Raw genomic sequence first — 235 nt, forward strand, 5'->3', positions numbered from 1 at the left:
CCTTCGCAGGCCGCCAGCCTGGCTTCGATCTCGCCCAGCTCAATTCGGAAACCGCGGATCTTGACCTGGAAGTCGCCCCTTCCTACATACTCGATGTTGCCATCGGCCAACCAGCGGCCCAGGTCGCCGCTCTTGTATAGCCGCGCTTCCGCCTGCGCACTGAACGGATCCGGAAGGAAGCGCTCTGCCGTCAACTCCGCACGGTTCAAATAGCCGCGCGCCACTCCCGCTCCCC

Annotated in this window: 1 protein-coding gene; it reads right to left on the bottom strand. The window is 64.3% G+C overall.

Translation table 11 applies throughout. The features are described from left to right. Positions 1-235: AMP-binding protein (locus tag KVP70_RS33955; RefSeq protein WP_217946817.1), on the bottom strand; the 235-nt coding region annotated here is incomplete at both ends.

The organism is Duganella violaceipulchra, from assembly GCF_019166075.1.
Taxonomy (GTDB): Bacteria; Pseudomonadota; Gammaproteobacteria; order Burkholderiales; family Burkholderiaceae_D; genus Rugamonas; species Rugamonas violaceipulchra.